Here is an 18,398-nt window from a genome sequence, read left to right on the forward strand (position 1 = left end):
ACTGCATTTGGCTCCATTACCGAATGCTTCTCCTCACCGCCTGTCTCGCCCAGTACTGACTGCAACGCTTTCGACTTCGGAGCCATCGCAGCGTTGGAGCGTTCTAGACTTCGACCAGGTCCGAGACCATGTCTTACAAGTCCTTGCGCCGTAACTGGGTCCATCCTTTTCGCTCGTCAGACGTGGTATAGTCACTTTCCAGCGATGCTCGCATTAACGCAAAATACCGACGATGTGGGTTATCGAGAGCCTGGCTTTCGGCTTTATCGAAAAGAATTTCATCAGGCCGCTGGGCTTTGACCTGCCTCATCAACTCCTCGAACTCAACATCCGTCTGCAGGACATAAGCCGGATCGATGAGCCAAAAATTGAGAGATCTGTTGGTGAATTTGGCAAGGAGATAAGTGTCCCCACTGAAAATTATGCTGTTCTTTGAGACGTCGCCGAGCTCCGAAAGCCTAGTTTCTATCCGTTCTCGATCGATTGGGTTGATGTAAACTCCGGAAATATGCGCCGAAGCAGGCGGGCCATCTGTTCCGATAAAAGAATGGATCGCCGCGATCGCAAACAGTTGATTTCGGTAGATGACCGGCCCGATCGCCATGCCAATGGATAGAATCGCAGCCAGTCCGACTCCGAATGAGAGTCGAGAACCTCTGGCTGGCGTTAGAACTTGCCACGCGGTTACCGCCAGAAGGGACAGAGGCAAGAAGTAGCTCCAACAATTCCATTCATCTGGCTGCACTAAGTAATAGGCAGCCCATAGAATCAGAATCGTCGCCAACGCCATGCCTTCAGCTATTTCGATCGACACCGGTCGGCGACTTCGAACCCCTGCGCCGTAAACAAGAAACCACGACGACAAGGCGAAACTCACGATCATGACCGGATTAGGAGTCAGATTCTGACCAAAGTATCTGATCGCACTTGCACGACCAAGGGCAAACTTGGTGAACACTTCGGGCGGGATCACGAAGCCAAAGACCAAACCCACAATTAGCTGGAAAAGAATTGCTGCCGTCAGAACACCGACGAGAAACAAAGTTGTCGTTAGCGCAATCGTTCGCAGCGACAATGAAGAAAGTCGAACAAAGAGATAGACGATCAGCCCACCTGACAGGGCGATGGCGGTCTCAAAATTCCAGAGCGCTGAAAGTCCACAGAAAACACCCAATGCCCATGTGAGCACCGGCAATGGAGTGCTTCGCATCAAACCGATGGCGAGCAAGACAGCCGGAAAGAAGATAAATCGAAAGCCCGTTTGATTTGGGAAAAATATTCCCGCATGCAGCGTATGCACCCAAGGAAGCACCAAAAGCGACGTCGCCAAGGCAATCAACGGACGGCTTCGAAGCCAGACAAATAACGTCAGAATACTTAAGGCCGCGTATGCGGCATTTCCCGCTTGTACAAAACGAATATCGTCGGCCCATGACAACTTACCACACATTCTCTCTATCGCGGCAAAGAACACATTCCAACCGATGCCATAACCGAGGTCTGTAGGTTGCTGGCCACCCGCCAACATTGTTTTAGTGTTGAAAAGAGCCGAGTAGTGGAAGAAAGAACTTTCGATCTCGCCAGGCGGCAGGCTGTCGAGCCGTATCGGCAAAATCATGCCTGGAGCGACGAGCACGCCGGCATATACAAGAATTGCACCCCATATAAGTTTTGAGTTTTTTATCGCGCCTACTTTGGCGCAGGTCATAAGATAGGAAGCGAAAACAATTCCGGCTACGCCAGACTGAAATGGCGAGATCACCGCGTGCAACGCGTAATGCTTTGCCCATAACATCGGCGCATTCCACGGAGGAATGCGAGCAAAATGCCAAACGGTCACAGCCAGAAAAAGGGCTGCAACGAACGTCAATGCAGCTAGGATAGCTGCCTTCGTCGACGCTGTAAGTCTCTCAAAACGGAGAGTACCGCTTGGAGCCAAGATTATGAAAAGACAGAGTAGCGCGATGAAACCAACGACAACCTTATGAGTGAGGTACTGACGTGCTACGCTATAACCAGGAAATGGAGTACCATCATAAGCCGTGAAGGGTCTCACGGGATACTGGGTCAGTATGTACAGAATAGCGAACGTAACTGCGCAAATAGCAAAAGCCACGATGGAAGCGACGAACGCAACGTTCACGTCAAGTGTGCCCGTCGGCTCCTTTACATCGAGTGTCGCGCTATGATGTCTCGCGCGAGCCGGAAGAACCGTCGCGGGTGGCACAGCTGGAAAGTCGAGAGGCATACGAGGTAACGACCGGTGCTATTTCAAAGTTAGAATTATCCGCATTCCGCACCTAACACCAGTGTAAATCGAGGCCTTTTGACAACGTGCATTCGGCATCAAAGACGACGGCCATTTTGGGAGCGGACAAAATCAGGCTGTCCTCAAACAGATCGCCACTTCGAATCATTGCCAAATCTCTATCATCAATATGGCCCGCAACATTTCCGCTGGCTGTCAACAAGCGACACAGCGGCTTCGACTTTGATGTCAAGACTGCGATTGCTGCGCGCGGAGAGCAGGCGTCCCGCGCGGCAACTCTTTCATCTATTAAATATTAGACAAATCGCGCAATTCCTGTGTAGCAGATGGACTTTCAGCGAGACAACCAGGCTTCGGAATCGAACCCAAAAAAGCCATCCCCCTGCACCGTCAGGTCAGCAATGGAACCAGAGCAGATAGGCGCATTGCATGAGCAGGCCACGCCTATCCTCCCGTGCATCTATAGCAAAAGACCTTTATGCGTGCTACGCTAAAGCTTGTTTTCGGCATCATGCCGGAAAACTTTGCGACATCGCTTTGAGGATCTCGAATCCTCTTGATATTCCCGAGAAAATTCTAAACTTGCCGGAGCGACATCCGAGCTAGCTTGATTGGTGATAGGCCCTGGAAAAGATGCATTCCCCCATCGAAGAAGCCACTGTCGCGAAGGTCACCCAACAACTCTTGCCTCGGGCTCGCATGGTGCCTGATTGGTCAGCGGCCAGAAAATTTTCCCCTCTGGGTTTCGCGCTCACTGGAAGTGTCTTCCGGATATGGTGATGCGATGCCGAAGGGCTGGCTAGAGCCTTTTAACTTGCGCCAAATTGCTCTTTTTTATGTCGCAATCGCCCTACCGCCGATCTGGATATTCGGCGAGGCCATTCGATATCGCAGCCAATCAGCAAGCCTGTGCCTCGCAGGGCTTTTCGTGCTCGGCATTGAGTATATCGGCCTCCGATATGCATTCGGCGGTAATATGCTCTTGCAGGTGCTATTCATCAACTTCGTCATACTATTTGCCTTATCATGGAATGCTCAGCTACGTCGCCAAACCATCCGCCGCCGCTTCGGGCTTGCTGTATCTGCGTTGTGCTGCTTGGGAATAATGCTGATCGATCAGACACTACTCCCTTACTCGCTGGGGTCTCGGAGCTGGCTATTTGTGAACACCAACAATCTTCTGGGCCTTTATGCGCGCTTAACCGGCAATGCCGGCGACCTGAAGCGAAAGCCGATTTGGTCCGCACTCCTGAATCCAGCCATAGTCCACCCGGACCGCGGGCTTCACAAAATCACACTTCCATTGACTGACATCGACCTCGGAGCAACAACCGGCAGTTCGCCCATCGACCTCGTTTTCGAAACCGCGCCGAAGCCAGAAACTGACCCAGCATACGACCACACCTATTGGTCTAACGTCGAGTTTTCGCGTTAATACAGCTGGCCAACATGGCGTAATATCTCACGTCGAGTGATGTTCGATGCGTGCCAGATCAGAAGTTCAGCTCAACCGATAATCCGTCAGTCTCATCAATCCGAGAGTGAAGAGCCATCGTAGTCTTTAGGGAAGCAAAGTGACACGTCGATCAGCAATAATCGCAACCCTCAAGGTCGGCATTTTTCTACCACCGATGTATCTTCTTTTAATGATCCAGTATGGCGCAATAACTTTTCCATTCTGGGACCATCTCGAGACCGCCAGACAGGTCGTTCAATATTTCGATGGAACGTTGACGTTCCACAGCTTGATTGAGCCGCAAAATCAGGCGCGGCCACTGTTTCCCCGGCTGATATTCGTCGCAAACGCCGCTCTCACGAATTGGGATATACGGTCCGAGTTCATATACATATATATGACCGTCTATGGCTCTCTCCTGGCGCTCCTTTTTGCACTGTGGAAGGTGTTGGCAGGTCGGTCAGAGATCGCATTATTGACCGCCGCTCTCTTGGTCAGCGCGTTGGCATGTTCTCCAGTCGGAGCAAACAATCACGTCTGGTCTTTAATGTTGATCGCGACATTGGCCCATTTTGGCATTGTGAGCGCTCTTCTTATTGTCTCTCTCGCGCCGAAGTCGGCGTCAGCAAACGTATTTGCCGCCACCCTAACTTGGGTCGCGACCTACTCGAACAGCCAAGGTCTTTTCGTGTTTCCAATCATGATCTTACTCCATCAGGCGACGACACCAAACAAATTCGCGCTGGACAGATGGTGCGTATTCTGGATCATCAATCTTATCGCTTGTTACATTCTGTATTTGCCAGGCGTGCCCCTCTCAAACGGACCGAGGCCTGCAGTCTTCGACTTTATCGCCTTCCTGCTTGTATACATCGGCAATCCTTTGGGAAGTCTTCTCTGGTTTTCCGCCACAATCGCTCCTCCAAATAACAATTTCCTAAACGGCATTTGTGGCGCACTCCTCATCTGTGCCGGCGGCATCACCGCTTGGCGGTCGCTGACCGAACTGCATACACGGCCTGAAGCAAGGGTATTCATTACTTTCGCCGCATTTTCCGGAGCTTGCGCCATTGTCACTGCGTGGGGTCGAGCGCATGGTGACGATGCTATCAGCACGGCGGCCTCCAGCCGCTACAGCATTTTCGCGGCATTCCTACTCTACGGACTTGTTTTCTACTATGCCGCGAAATTTGCGCGCAGTGAAGTAAAGTTCGCACGTTGGCACGGAGCGGCGCTAGCTGTTCTCTTTGTCTTGACAACAGTAAGCTACGTCCGTGGAATTAAAGTTTACACCGCATACGGAAGTTACGACGACTGGCTTGCAGAAAATTATTCTACTGAAATTCAGCCAGCCGAAACGCGTGAGCAAGCGTATCCAAATCTGGACTATTTCCTGGCGAGAAGAGCTGATCTCATTCGGCTAGAGATCGGTCCTTATCGCTCGGTCGCGCATATGCAGCTTCCTATTTATTCTGGAACATTCGTTACCGCGCTGCCCGTAACATCAGCTTCAGTCATCAGCCAGCGTTTTCGCGCCATGTACCCATTTGTAAGGTCGGTTTCATTCCAGGTCGCGACTTGGGGAAACAAACCAACCCCTTATGATGTTTATTGGGAAGCGCTCGGCCGAAAGGGCGACGCATGGGCCAAACTTGGCGAGGGGGCATTTTCGACAACAAACCTTTCGGACTGGAAAACCGTTACAGTCAGAATGAACAATATGACGGTGGCGGAGGAAGTAATGCTTAGCTTCCGAGCAAAGGACAGTTCCGTTCAGAACCCCGTCGGAATTCCGCTATTTTTTTCGAACGATGCCTTTCTCGAGCCTGCAGAGGTCAACGGCGTTAAGCGCGAGGACAGAAGTCAAATCGGCCTGACGATAAAGTACGATCGCTAGACTTCGTTCGCTGGCGTTCCGAATTTGAATAAAATGGCCGCATGAATACTTGCTGCAGCCGTTGCGAAACGAGGCAGCGTCGAGCGTCGTTGAAGCGCCGTAGAGGCGCCACAGAGCAGTCGGAATTCTGAGCAAAGCTCAGCGCATGAATGGTCACATTGCGAAACTATCGTGCCCGTGAAGCGTTACGCGCTTCATTCAATTTGACAGGGACGCCCCAGAACGCCATAGGCTCATAATCTGCGTATGGAAAGTGACCGCGGTTGAGCCGAATGCCGCTTCCGCGCTCGATGCAGCGACGGGTCACTAAGTCGACGACCGAGGTCGGACGACCGCTGCTGCAATTGATGATGCCGTTGCAGATCGCAGGATGCTGCAGGGCCAACACGAAGTTCACGGCGACTTCCTCTATTGGCAGATAGTCGCGTAATTGGTCGCCCATAGACATATTGAAAACAGCATCGCCCTGATCGATGGCGCGGTCGAGATGCGCGAGCAGGCTGTTCGGATTTTGGCCTTCGCCGAACATATAAAAAAGCCGCATCCATTGCAGCGTGAAAGGATGTTCCTGCTGCAGCATCTGCAGGCTCTTGCGCAGCGTGTCCTTGGCGAAGCCGTAGGGCGTGTGAGGTACAGTCGCGAAGTCTTCTGCGAGCGGTCCGTTCTGCATGCCGTATTCGAGGCAGGTGCCGGCGACCATGATCTGCGGAATGCCCGCGGCAACGGCCGCCGGAAGAAATTTCAGATCGCTGCGCAGATTGGTGCCGACATGAAAGAAGTTACGGTAGTTCGGCAGACCTGGCCATGCCAGATGTACGAGAGCATCGGGCAATGCGTGTTCGCTCAGGAGCTTTGCGTGGTCGGTGATCAGATCGCAGACGATGAATGTGGCCTGTCGCGCCCACGGCATGGCCTGCGCGCGTGCGGCATCGCGGGCAATGGCGGTGACGCTGTGCCCGCGCTGCAGGAGTTCGTGGACGACATGCCGTCCGACAAAGCCGGTGGCGCCTGTCACCCAGATCTTCATGCGAGCACTTTGATCTCGGGGACCGCGATCACGAACTGACCGCCCCATGATTTGACCTGCGCCTGCTGCTGCAGCACCTCGGCGGCGATATTCCACGGTAGGATCACGACCCAGTCCGGCTTGCGCTTGGCGATCTCGTCCGGATGAAGGACCGGCATGTGGTTGCCCGGCATGAACTTGTTTTGCTTCGACGGCGCGGCATCGCAGACGAAATCGATCAGGTCATGCTTGATGCCGGCGTAGTTCATCAGCGTGTTTCCCTTGGCCGCGGCGCCATACGCCGCCACCGATTTGCCGGCGCGCTTTTGCGCGAGTAGGAATTCGAGGAAATCGTTTTTGACCTTGTCCGCCTTGCGCTGGAAGCCCTGGTAAACCGGGAGATCCCGCAAGCCATAGGCGCTCTCTTTTTCAAGCATATCCGTCACCGTCGGTTGCGTCTGCCGCGGATCATTCTTGTGGGATCCGTAGATCCGGAGGCTACCGCCATGGGTCGGCAGTTCCTCGAGATCGAAGATGCGCAGTCCCGCCCCGGCGAAAATGCGAACGACGGTGGTCAGCGAGAGATAGGAAAAATGCTCGTGGTAAACGGTGTCGAACTGATTGAGCTGGATCAAGTTCATCAGATGTGGGAATTCAAGGTTGATCGTCCCGCCCTCCTTCAGGGCGATGCGAAGGCCATCCGTGAAGTCGTTGATGTCCGGAACGTGGGCATAAACGTTGTTGCCGCAGATTAGGTCGGCGCGCTTGCCAGCCTCTGCCAGACCGGTCGCAGTTTCAACGCCGAAAAACTTGCGCAACACCGGCACACCGATTTTTTCGGCGGCATCGGCCGTGCTGTTGGTCGGCTCGACGCCAAGACAGGGGATGTCCGCGGCGACGAAATTCTTCAGCAGATAGCCGTCATTGGAGGCGACCTCGATCACAAAGCTGTCCCTGTTCAATTTCAGGGTATCAGTGATTTTCTCCACGTAGGTCGCCGCATGCTGTAGCCAGCTACGCGACGTCGAAGAGAAATAGGCATAGTCGCGCGAAAACAATTCGTCGGCCGCCGCATAGTCTTCGGTCTGAACCAGCCAGCAAGTATCGCAAACATAGAGTCTCAGCGGAAACGTTGTCTCGGGGGCGCGCAGCTGGCTCGCTGAGAGATAGGCGTTCGATGGCGGCGCGTGACCGAGGTCAAGAAAGACGTGTTCAAGCTCGTTGTGACAATGGCGGCATTTCATATGACGATCCCTTTGAAATCTTTAGCAAGAAGCGGATGATTGAGGTCCCTCTCGGACAAATCGGTCAGCTCCAGTGGCCAATCCACGCCAATCATTGGGTCGTCGAAGCGGACGGCTCCTTCTGCTTCGGGCATATAGAACGCAGTGTGCAAATAAAGTAGTTCGGCATCCGGTTCCAACACCTGGAAGCCATGGGCGCATCCTTCGGGGATGATCAGAGCGCGGTGATTGTCCGGCGAAAGTTCAGCCGACGTCCATTTTAGAAATGTCTGCGATCCCTTGCGTAAGTCTACCGCCACGTCGAGCACGCGTCCCTTGAGACAGCGGATGATCTTCATTTCGGCATGCGGGGCCAATTGGTAGTGCAGACCCCTGATGGCGCCCACACGCCGGGTGATCGACTGATTGATCTGGACGATCGATCTTGATCCGACAACTGCCAGTTCCTCCAAGGCACAGAACAGCCGGGAGAATGCCCCACGCGGGTCCTGACGGGCAACGCTTTCCGCGATCCAGACGCCCGCGATGCTGGTTTCGACGAGCTTCATGAAATCAAACCCTCGGCCCACGCCAGCTCCCGGGCGCCGGCGCGCTCGATGTAACGCTCGAGCTGAGCGGCGCTGATGATCTCGCTGCGTTCCAACCAAGCTTGATACCATTCGGCGGTGGCTGCGACGCCCTCCTCAAAGGTCCATACCGGGCGCCATTGCAAGCGCTGACGCGCCTTGTCGCTATCCACCTGGAGCAAATGGGCTTCATGCGCCTGCACCTGCTCGGTGTTGTGCCATTGCGCGGCTCGCCATCGCTGCTTGATGGTATCGAGGACCTGCTGAACCTGACGGTTGCCCTCGCGATCGGGCCCGAAATTCCAGGCCTCGGCAAAGGCCCCGTCACGCTCCAGCAATTTTTGTCCAAGGGTGAGGTAACCTGAGAGGCATTCAAGCACATGCTGCCAGGGCCGCGTCGCCTTCGGGGACCTGATTTCCACCGGCTTACCTTGCTTGATCGAACGGACGAGATCGGGAATCAGTCGGTCCTCGGACCAATCGCCACCGCCGATGACGTTGCCGGCGCGTGCGGTGGCCAGCAACGGCGCGTCGGGCCCGCTGAAAAACGAACTCCGATAGCTGGCCGCAACAAGCTCGCTGCCTGCCTTGGACGCACTATAAGGATCGTGGCCACCCAGACGGTCGGTCTCGCGATAGCCCCAGACCCATTCGTTGTTTTCGTAACACTTGTCGGTGGTCACCACGAGAATCGCGGCAAGATGCCGAGCCTCGCGGCAAGCATCAAGAACATTCGCTGTTCCCATGACGTTGGTGGCCCACGTCTCTAGCGGACTGCGGTAGGATCGCCGCACGAGCGGTTGGGCAGCCATATGAAACACGACATCTGGCTCGGCCTTCCGGATCTGGTCGCGAAGCGGTCCTTCATTGCGAATGTCGATGAAGTGCGACTCGATATCGAGATTGAGCAGTCCGAAATGATTCGGATCGGTCTCCGGCGGAAGTGCAATTCCTGTCACCCGCGCGCCGAGCAGCTTAAGCCAAAGCGTGAGCCAGCTCCCCTTGAAGCCGGTATGCCCGGTCACCAATACACGGCGGCCCCTATAAATATCGCCGAACATATCACCAGCTCTTCCAGGGGGCTTTCCCGGACGACCACAATTCCTCAAGATGATTCTTATCCCGAAGCGTGTCCATCGCCTGCCAAAAGCCGCCATGGCGATAGGCCGACAACTGGTCCTCGGCGGCCAGGCGCTGCAGAGGCTGCTGCTCCCACACCGTGTCATCACCGCCGAGATAGGACAGCACACCCGGCTCCAGCACGAAAAACCCGCCATTTATCCAGGCGCCGTCGCCCGCCGGCTTCTCCTGGAAATGTTCGACGGCATCGTTCTCGATATGCAGCGCGCCGTAGCGGCCCGGAGGCTGGATCGCCGTTACGGTCGCGAGCCGTCCAGATTGGCGATGATTGGCGACGAGAGCCGAGATATCGATGTCGGCGACACCATCGCCGTATGTGAAACAAAACGTCCCGTCGCCAATATAGCGCGCGACACGCTTCAGACGCCCACCGGTCATGGTCAATTCACCGGTGTCGACCAGCGTTACGCGCCAGGGCTCCGCGAATTTTTGATGAATCTCCATGCTGTTTTCGCGCATGCTAAAGGTGACGTCGGATGTATGCAGAAAATAATTCGAGAAGTATTCCTTGATGACATAACCCTTGTAGCCAAGGCAGATCACGAAATCGTCGATTCCGTAGTGCGAATACATCTTCATGATGTGCCAAAGAATTGGCTTGCCGCCGATCTCGATCATCGGTTTCGGCTTCAGATGGGACTCTTCGCTGATGCGGGTGCCCAAACCACCGGCGAGAATGATCGCTTTCATTTTATCTCTCATTCGATCTTCGAACAGCACTGCGCAACCGCGACTGTCGTCGGCGCTTCCCATGGGAACATCCGGGCGGATGGACCGCAGATGCCCGCTTTTATCGGGAAATTGCCCGATAACCCATACTAACACGCCCGGCGGATATCAAGAATATCCGGCTTACCGAGCCCGCGCCGGTGCCGCTGAGGTCACCCTGCTATCCGCGGTATCCGAGCTCGGTACCATATCGGACGAGGGCTTGCCTTTCCCGTGGAGCGTGGGGCCACTTCCGACCGCCGATTGCGTCGCGACGAGCTGCAATGCCACCGCGCGCGCGCACAAGAGGTGAGAATGCGGTCATCCACCCGGCCTTGGCGAGCTGAATGCAGATATCACGGGGGGAACAAAGCGACTGCTCACTGGCCTCCGGCGGCCAAACGCCGGCCTGTTTCAGGGCCGCGACCCTGAAGAAGGCCAGAGAATTGCCCGTTGTCGCCACCGTCTGCGGCTTCGATGCAAGCGCGTAGGGACCAGGCCACGTCTCCTTGCGGCCGAGCCAGGGCGATTCCAGCGCGCCAGTGCGATTGATCATGCAGCAGCCGTCCACCACGAAGTCGTCATGGCCGATCACGACGCCTCCGATCGCGCCGATGGCCGGATGCAACTCAAACAAGCGGGCGGCCTCGGCAACGGCTTGCTGAGACGGAATCACCACACCGCTCGCGGCGAACACCAGAATTGCCTCCGGATCGACATCCCCGGCGCCTGCAATATCGCCGGTCCAGATCAGCTGCGGCAACTTTGCGGCCTTTCGCGCAATATACAGCTCACGCGCGCCGCGATGTTCTGGCCAATCCGCAACGCAGAATCGCTCAGGCGCAGGCAAACGAGCGATCTGACGTTCGAGCACGTGCTTCACCGACTCAAGCGAACGCCCATCTCCTTCCGGCTTATGGGTGGTGGAAGCTGCATGCTGGCGCCAATGATAGAGTACTTCCGGAACGTGCTCAATTCTCCCGCCGGCATTGGCAACCCGCATCACACTGTCCCAGTCATGACACCATGTAGCGTCTGGATCGGTGTAGACGTCGAGTGAGAGTGCCCGTTGTCGGTTGATCGCACACAAGTGCCAGATATACGAACTGTCCAGATTGAGCACAGGATCGAACGCCGCACGGAGATAGGGCGACACCGGCTTGCCTTCAACCAGCGCATCTTCGTCGGAGAAAATCAGATCCGGCGAGTTCAATCGCGCGATCGAACTCGTCAGGATGTGAATGGCATCCAAGGTCAGGAGATCGTCCGCATCCACGGAGACGATGTAATCGCCTTGGGCTTGCTCCAGCCCACGACGCATGGCACCCATGATCCCCAGCGGGTTCTGCTCCACAATGACGGTTGCGGCCCAATGATCGGCGCCTTCGCGCAGGATATGCTCCAATGACGCCGCGGCGATCGGCCCGTGCGCCACGATAATCCATTGGGCAGGCTTGAGCGTCTGTCCGACGATCGACGCGGCCAGCGCATCGAGCAATTCGATCTTGGAGCCTTCGTAAACTGTCGTGATGAGCGAGATCGACGCGACGCTCGCAGGAAGCGGATAGCTCGATTGCCGATTGGCGAGGTGCATATCGAGCCACGCGGAGTAAGTCAGCACTCCAGACTGCAGTCGGGCCAGATGCTGGCGGTTAGCGTCCGGATCAACCTCCTTGTACGCCTGCTCGCGTTGCAAACCCAGCCTTGGTGAATAAGTGGTTTGGCCCGGAATGAGCGACCAGAAACGCGACAGCCAACGCGCGGTCAACTCCTTCGGACTCACCATATCGGCGGAAGCCGGCACCCGTGCGCGCATGAAAGGCGAGTAAACGACCCGCTTGCCCGCCTCCGCCGCCAACGCGCCCAGCCACGGCCCCAGCATTTCAACCGCGATTCCTTCTCGTCGCAATTCGCCGAGACATTCCTTCAAGAACGACGTCTTGATCACGCAATGCGCTGTCGACACGGCCGACGCAGAATGCGGCTTCCACATCCGCGCGCCGTAGCCTGGATCACCCAGTTCGCGGCCTTGATCCGGACAATCGCAACCCTCGCCGAAACCGAACACACGCGGCCCATCGACGATCCTGGTGCCGTCGTGCAGCGTCCCACCGACCATCACCGCGTCCTGAAACAGCTCCAGCAGAGCCATGCAGTCCCATTCCCAGCCGTCGTCGAGCGGAGCAACATCCTTCCAACACAGGTGGATGAGATCGCTATCGACGTTTTCAACACAATTTGCCAGTTCACCGGAATTGCCGCCGATGAGCACAACGCGTTGCGGCGCACCGGCAAGCAACGTCGGCGCGCTGGCGGACGAATTGCTCGCAGCTGTGGCTTCCGGAGAATGTTTGCTTCCTCTGGCGATCACAATGCTCTGAATCGACCGCGGGTTGGACTGCATCCGCCGAAACCACCAGTCCACATTGTATCGAAATAGCGGACTGTTCGCGAGTTCAATGTCGCGGACGCCGGATCTGTCAAGAAACCGCTGCAAGGTCTGTCGGTGCGACTCCGTGATATAGGATTTCGACTCTATATTTCCTGACGTTGACGCTGCATGAACCCGCCAGCTATAGAGCACTTCCGGAACATGAAACGGCTTCTTGCCTGCGAGCATGAAGCGGATGAAGCTGTCCCAGTCGTGACAGCCCTCGGAGGACTTGTCGCTATACGACCCAAGCTCCAGCGCAAGCTCGCGGTCGATCGCGCAAAGGTGAGCGATGTAACATGAGTGCAGGAACAGCACCGGATCCCAGTCCGGCTTGAAATATGGCGTATTGAAGCGACCGGCGTCCAGCTTGTCTTCGTCCGTAAACAACAGCGCCGGATAGTCGTTGTCCTGAATGAAACGTGTCAGGACATGAACGCAATCCGGCTCGATCAGATCGTCGGAGTCTAGCGGCAAAATATATCGGCCAGTCGCGTGCTCGAGACAAAACCTCATTCCACCGATGATGCCCAAATTGCTTTCGACGCGTTCAAGCCGGACGTCGGGATTCAGGGCAAGCTTTTCCAGAGCGCGGCGGGTGCCCGGTTCAGTGGACCCGTTGTCGAGGATGAACCATTTGAAATGCATCCCTCCATCCTGAAAGAATACGCTGTTGCCGAGCTCCTCAAGAAACTGAGGGGGCGTATTGTAAGCTGAGGTTACAAAGCACAGCAAACCAGGTTCCTGCGCGTACGTGCCGTCGCTGCGACGAGCCGCGAGTCTCGCCTTACGATACGCCTCGTAGTCGCTCCTTGGAACAGACGGCAGGCCCAGCGCTCGTTGCCGCGCCTGCTCCCCTGGAGGTTCGCGCAATGTCTTCAGCCGCGGGATCAGTTTCGACACGATTCCGTAGAGGCTCTCGTCCCAATCCGTCGGCAGTCCGATCGCACCCGCCGGATCGTGACTTCGCAAGCCGCAATTGATGCGCCCCGCGGCATTTTCAAGCGCTTGAGCCACACTCTCGGCATTTGGCTCCGCGACAATGATGTTGGGCGAAAACGCCCTCATCCGCTCTGCAGTCTTGACCGAGAAGCTATTGGTGATCACCAGTTTGCCCGAGGCAGCCATCTCCAATGGTGGATAGCTCGGATGTGGCGACAGCATCAACGATAGCAGAAGATCGGCCGTGCGGACACGCTTCGCATAGTCATCGAAGCTCATCCATGGCAGCGGGTTCAGCATGACGCCTTCGCCGAGCGCGATCGGCGGCAGCTTTTCACCCATCGCCCAGACTTCCCAATTGTCCTTGTCGATCGCACCGGACGCCACTGCTCTGCGCAGTGCGACGACACCGATTTCGAACAGATTGCGACGGGCAACACTGGGGCGCGCGTAAAACAGCAGGACCTTCTTGCCAGGCTGGGGTTCGCTGGGAAAGTAATGCGTCCGATCCAGCGCAGGATTGAACCACATAGCATCGGCGACGAATGCGGGATCCGAAAATCGGCCGGCTCTTTCCCGCACCAGATGATCGAGCAGCAGCTCGGTATTGATGACCGGAATATGCGCCAGACCATAGGTTTCAAGCGCCCGCGCCTGAAAAGTCGACCCCTCGTGCAAGATCGGTTCGAAATCTTGAATCAAGTAGATGAAGACTTTGCACGCGGTCTTAGCGATAGCGTATTTCGCCATTTGCGCCGTCCACCATGCGGTGGCGAGAAACACGTCGTGGGTGCCGATCGAGATCGGTTTTGTCCGGTCGAAGCCATCGACAATTTCAATGCGGTCGCGCGCGACCGGTCGGTTCAAAAGCGTTTCCATAAAGGGAAACAACGCCGCGTCCTCGCCATCCAACGACGCATCGCAAGCGATTAGACGGACGCGCTCGCCGCGCTCGGCAAGCATCGACGCGAGTAGCAGGGCTGTATTGGGTCCGCCCGACATACTCTTCAGCCGGAGGCTTGGCAGCAACACGTTTACGCACGGATGCAAAGCCAACTCGTCGGCGACTTCGAAATTGAGCGGAGGGCTGAGATGGAAACCGGGCACCCGGGAATCGACCTCGACATCTGAGGCGTCGAAAGATTGATGAGCCGCAATCTCCAAAGTGCCATCAGCAAGTGCGCTGGAGTGCAAGTCGAAAGTCGATATCAGCCCGCGATCACGAATCTTTTGGCCGATGGTTCGGCCCAATTGAGTGTGCCTCATGTGTTGACGATAAAATACAAGACCACGACGCAACAACAATTTGCGAAGATTGGCAGAAATTCTTGTACTGCTGGAATCGAAGCCCGTGATCGAACGGAGCATTGACTGCCCGGCAGCCGAGCGCATCGGAACAAAACGCCTGGCCACGTTCACTGTCGTTTTCATACGCCCGGCCGTCAGTCGCAGCGCGGAGGCGATTCGCCAACTCTTCGAACGGTGGATGTCATCGAGCTGCTGCGTCAGCACGGCGTTTTGCTGTTGCAGCTTGGAGAGCAGCTGTGTCGTTTCGGCCAGCGCACGCTCCGCTTCAGGAAGCATCTCGTCGGGAGCTGCTGGCCGGTTGCTCCAACTGTTGTTGGATTGGTTGAAGATCGGATCCAGTTCGTAGGGCCTGCCGCTCCATTCCTCGTTGGCCGGGAGCACGAGCTCCCTGGATCCGGAAATAATGCGGTGACCCAGACCGTTGCTGGCGGTGGGCGCTTTCCGCACAACGCACATTGAATTGATAAATTCGATGGAATGGATGAGCGCCAATGTGTCCTCGGCGAGCCCGCAGTCGTATTTGTCGAAGATGCCGCGCAATACTTCCCCGCGCGCCTTGGGTATTCCCCAATGTTCATGGTTGATGACGTCGGCAAGGCGCTTGAAAAAGGTCATGGAGGAATAGGGATAGTACAATCCGCCTTCGAATTTATTCCAATAGCTGCAATGAAGATCCTCGGCGATGAACAAACCGCCTTCGGCAAGGATAGGAAAGTAAAGTGCGAAAGATTTGACGATATCGCAGGAGAGATGTGATCCATCATCGATGATGATATCGAAGTGCCCGGACCGCTGCAGGATCCGGCGCTGCGTTTCGGACGCATTCGCATCGCCGACGATCACGCTGATACGTGGATCGTCATATGTCAGGCGCGCGCAATCGGCGTTGATGTCGCAGCCGACGATCGCCTCTGCGTTCGGAAAGAATTTCGACCAGACATCGAGCGAGCCCCCATTCTGGACGCCGATCTCGAGCAGCCGCACCGGGCGATCCCACATCGATGCAAACAGGCGATCGTATTCGTCCAGATAAAGCGACCACTTGTCTGACACATTTCCGGAGTGGTTGGCGTAGAGGTCGTGAAGGGTCCGTCTAATCATTGGTAACCTGCAACTCTACTCGTTCGAACGGAATGCCGACGAGCCCGTATCGAATTTTGCTCGAGGCCACATTGATGATCAGCGCGTCGTGCATCCAGTGGTGTTGGATGTTTTCGTAGCGATCGCCGTCCGCGACGGACGCCATGACAACGTATTGCCCGTTCGGAAGCATCGGTAGACGAAATTCAAACACGCCCTCGAACGCCGCGCCACACCCGATAGCGGTCGGCATCCGGTCGGTAAAAGGCAGCGTATTCTCGCCGAACAGATCCTGCCCCAACCGATCGCGGACCAAGAATCCGAGTATCGGCTTTCCGAGCGCTGCGGTCGCCTTGGCGCGGATCGTCATTCGGACTTGCTCGCCGCCCTCATAAATTCCTTCGGGACCAGCCGACAATTTCGTTAGTGAAACGCCTTCGATCTCGGCGACGCCCGTTTTCCAGCCGGTCGCGACAGCCGTATTGTCGCGCACGCTGGCAAGCCCGCCATAATCTACAGCCGGCAAGCCGCCAGGATCGACCGGTAACGTCTCGGACGCGGCCGACACCACCGAAATCAGCTTGGCCTCTTCGCCATAGACTTCCTGCAGTGTAAATTGCAGATAGGTTTCCGAAACCTCCCTGGACGTTCCCGTCAACCGAATTTGGCCATGTCCGAGCCAGATCGCGGACTCGCAGAGATTCTGTACTGCGCCGGTGTCGTGGCTGACAAAAAGCAGGGTGCCTTTTTTTTGAAACTCGCGAATGTATCGCATGCACTTCTGGGTGAATACGGCGTCCCCGACCGCCAGGGCTTCATCGACCACAAGAATATCCGCATCGACATGTGCGATCACTGCGAACGCCAGCCGCACATACATGCCGCTCGAATAGGTCTTAACCGGCTGCTCGATGAAATCACCAATATCCGCGAATGTAGCGATGCGGTCAAAACGCGCACCGATTTGATCCTGCGTCAGCCCGTACAGCGTGGCGGCCATATAGACATTTTCGCGACCAGTGAAATCGGGATTGAAACCTGCCCCAAGTTCCAGCAGAGCCGCGACGCGGCCGTTAATTTCGATCTTGCCGCCAGACGGATTCAAGGTTCCGCAAATCATTTGCAGCAGTGTGGATTTGCCGCTGCCGTTGCGGCCGATGATGCCGACGGTCTGGCCCCGTTTGATTTCGAACGAAACGTCCTTCAGCGCCCAGAACTCCCGGAAATACTGCCGCGGCGCCTTGCCGATCAGCGCACGCAGCCGCGGAAAGAATGACTGTTTCAGACGGTCGTGCGGCTTGTTGTAGATCTGATAACACTTGCTGAGATTCTCAACCTTGATCGCAGTTTCCTTAGAGGACATCGGCGAACCCCCGGCGTGTCTTCTGGAACCATGCGAAGCCGCACCAAGCGACGATCGCGCCCAACAAAAGATAGATCAGAAGAAACCAAAGATCCGGCACCTTCCCCCAGAACAAGACATCCCTGGCCTGCTCGATCGCGGGCGTGATCGGATTGAGGTAAAGCAGGCTCCGATATTTTTCTGGAAATTTATCCACGGGATAGAAGATCGGCGACAGGAACATCAAGACCGTGGTGATCATGCCCATGAATTGCGAGACGTCGCGCAGATAGACGCCGAGCGAGGCCAGAAACCAGCTTACCCCCAAGGTGAAAAGCAGCAACGGAAGCAACGCCAAGGGTATCAGTACGACGGTGAGGTGCGGCACGCCGAACAAAAACAGATAAGCGACGAACCACACGAACAAACTGACGGCTCCGTGAAAAGCCACAGACCCTAGGGCCACGCAAGGGAGTATTTCGAGCGGGAAAACCACCTTCTTGACGTAGTTGACATTGGTCAGAATAAGGCTCGGCGCGCGATTGAGGCATTCTGAAAACAGCGAGAACACGATGAGGCCGGGAAACAACACCATCGCAAATTCGGACTTTGAATCACTGCCGACATTCCAGCGCATCTTAAAAACAACACTGAAGACGAAGGTATAAATCAGCAGCATCAAAACAGGATTGAAAAACGACCAAAACAGCCCCATCACGGACCCGCGATAGCGCCCAACCACTTCCCGGTGGACCAAAGCTCGCATCAAACTGCGATTGCGCCAAAGACTTATCAGCATTTTCAACGGAGAAATCGAAAAAAACTGCATCAAGCAAAAACCCCTGCAGCTGCAAATCGCACAACCGGCGATTCGTCGCTGAACGACACCTGGCAGTGGATGATCCGCCTCACCGCAACATCAAGAACACACCCAATGATGCCACGCACGGACGCAGACGCTGTTACGCATTGCTCTGAAAACCCGGACGGGTCAGGCCGTGCACCGTAA

The 18,398-nt window shown here is 55.9% G+C and carries 11 protein-coding genes; 2 read left to right on the forward strand and 9 right to left on the reverse strand.

Annotated features, from left to right (window positions below; genetic code table 11):
- Window positions 1-133 precede the first annotated feature (133 nt).
- Window positions 134-2,143: a hypothetical protein gene (locus tag V1280_RS14595; protein WP_334524935.1), complete on the reverse strand. Its 2,010-nt coding sequence runs from the start codon at window positions 2,141-2,143 to the stop codon at window positions 134-136.
- A gap of 910 nt (window positions 2,144-3,053) precedes the next feature.
- Here V1280_RS14595 and V1280_RS14600 point away from each other — a divergent pair.
- Together V1280_RS14600 and V1280_RS14605 are read left to right on the forward strand one after the other, a co-directional pair.
- On the forward strand, window positions 3,054-3,704 hold the full coding sequence (locus V1280_RS14600) for a hypothetical protein (RefSeq protein ID WP_334524937.1): 651 nt from the start codon (window positions 3,054-3,056) through the stop codon (window positions 3,702-3,704).
- A 139-nt stretch (window positions 3,705-3,843) separates the two neighbouring features.
- Window positions 3,844-5,622: a hypothetical protein gene (locus tag V1280_RS14605; protein WP_334524940.1), complete on the forward strand. Its 1,779-nt coding sequence runs from the start codon at window positions 3,844-3,846 to the stop codon at window positions 5,620-5,622.
- A 166-nt stretch (window positions 5,623-5,788) separates the two neighbouring features.
- Here the strand turns inward: V1280_RS14605 and V1280_RS14610 are convergent, their stop codons facing one another.
- From V1280_RS14610 to V1280_RS14645, 8 genes are all read right to left on the reverse strand, one after another.
- On the reverse strand, window positions 5,789-6,649 hold the full coding sequence (locus tag V1280_RS14610; RefSeq protein WP_334524942.1) for an NAD-dependent epimerase/dehydratase family protein: 861 nt from the start codon (window positions 6,647-6,649) through the stop codon (window positions 5,789-5,791).
- Window positions 6,646-7,872, reverse strand: a complete 1,227-nt coding sequence (locus V1280_RS14615) for a class I SAM-dependent methyltransferase (protein WP_334524945.1) — start codon at window positions 7,870-7,872, stop codon at window positions 6,646-6,648. Before V1280_RS14615 ends, V1280_RS14610 begins: the two co-directional genes overlap by 4 nt.
- On the reverse strand, window positions 7,869-8,420 hold the full coding sequence (gene rfbC, locus V1280_RS14620) for a dTDP-4-dehydrorhamnose 3,5-epimerase (protein WP_334524948.1): 552 nt from the start codon (window positions 8,418-8,420) through the stop codon (window positions 7,869-7,871). Before rfbC ends, V1280_RS14615 begins: the two co-directional genes overlap by 4 nt.
- A complete protein-coding gene (rfbG, locus tag V1280_RS14625; protein WP_334524951.1) occupies window positions 8,417-9,499 on the reverse strand; it encodes a CDP-glucose 4,6-dehydratase in 1,083 nt (360 codons plus the stop codon). Before rfbG ends, rfbC begins: the two co-directional genes overlap by 4 nt.
- 1 nt (window position 9,500) lies before the next feature.
- On the reverse strand, window positions 9,501-10,268 hold the full coding sequence (rfbF, locus tag V1280_RS14630) for a glucose-1-phosphate cytidylyltransferase (protein WP_334524953.1): 768 nt from the start codon (window positions 10,266-10,268) through the stop codon (window positions 9,501-9,503).
- Window positions 10,269-10,467: 199 nt separating this feature from the next.
- Window positions 10,468-16,068: a rhamnosyltransferase WsaF family glycosyltransferase gene (locus V1280_RS14635; RefSeq protein WP_334524955.1), complete on the reverse strand. Its 5,601-nt coding sequence runs from the start codon at window positions 16,066-16,068 to the stop codon at window positions 10,468-10,470.
- Window positions 16,061-17,410, reverse strand: coding sequence for an ABC transporter ATP-binding protein (locus tag V1280_RS14640; protein WP_334524958.1), 1,350 nt, complete (start codon window positions 17,408-17,410; stop codon window positions 16,061-16,063). The genes V1280_RS14635 and V1280_RS14640 overlap by 8 nt, the downstream gene beginning before the upstream one ends.
- A complete protein-coding gene (locus V1280_RS14645) occupies window positions 17,400-18,218 on the reverse strand; it encodes an ABC transporter permease (RefSeq protein ID WP_334538305.1) in 819 nt (272 codons plus the stop codon). Before V1280_RS14645 ends, V1280_RS14640 begins: the two co-directional genes overlap by 11 nt.
- Between the last annotated feature and the right edge of the window lie 180 nt (window positions 18,219-18,398).

Source organism: Bradyrhizobium sp. AZCC 2230, assembly GCF_036924495.1.
Taxonomy (GTDB): domain Bacteria; phylum Pseudomonadota; class Alphaproteobacteria; order Rhizobiales; family Xanthobacteraceae; genus Bradyrhizobium; species Bradyrhizobium rifense.